Origin of the sequence: Aeromonas sp. QDB56 (assembly GCF_027705505.1) — a bacterium.
Classification (GTDB): Bacteria; Pseudomonadota; Gammaproteobacteria; order Enterobacterales; family Aeromonadaceae; genus Aeromonas; species Aeromonas caviae.
In genome coordinates, this window is the sequence record NZ_JAPDBZ010000337.1 from 1 (window position 1) to 516 (window position 516).

Here is a 516-nt window from a genome sequence, read left to right on the forward strand (position 1 = left end):
CGATAAAATCAGATCACAATCGAAGCCATTTTTATATCTATTTCAATTGGTTGCTGCTAAAGATCCTGTACATGAATGGATCCTTAACTGATCGGCATTAGCCCATGGGGCGGTCTTTTCATTTCTGGGCTTTGGGCGCCGCTCCTGTGCTTGGCCATCGGAAGCGCGCTGCGCAGAGTGGCAGCAGGCAGGTGGTGGCGGCCTTATCCGTGTTCAAACATCCGGAACAGATAAACCACGAACAGCACGGGGTGAGTGCTGGCAGCCTTATCCGTGTTCAAACATCAGGAACAGGTAAACGACAAACAGCACAAGATGGGTGGCGCCGTGCAGGGCGTGGGTGCGGCCGCTGCTGAAGGTCACTTTACAGACCATGAGGGTGGTGATGAGCAGCACCATGTCGGCAGGGGAGAGGCCCAGGCGCACTTCCTGCCCCATCAGGGCAATGCTGTTCAGATAAGCACATTTTTGACTAATTATTCATAAATGCGACTTGAGTTGGGGGAGCAAGGCTGT

General features: G+C 52.9%; 1 pseudogene. It reads right to left on the reverse strand.

Annotated features, from left to right (window positions below):
• Window positions 1–267: 267 nt before the first annotated feature.
• Window positions 268–444, reverse strand: a pseudogene (locus tag OKB81_RS20760) (calcium:proton antiporter); the annotation flags it as partial.
• Window positions 445–516 lie beyond the last annotated feature (72 nt).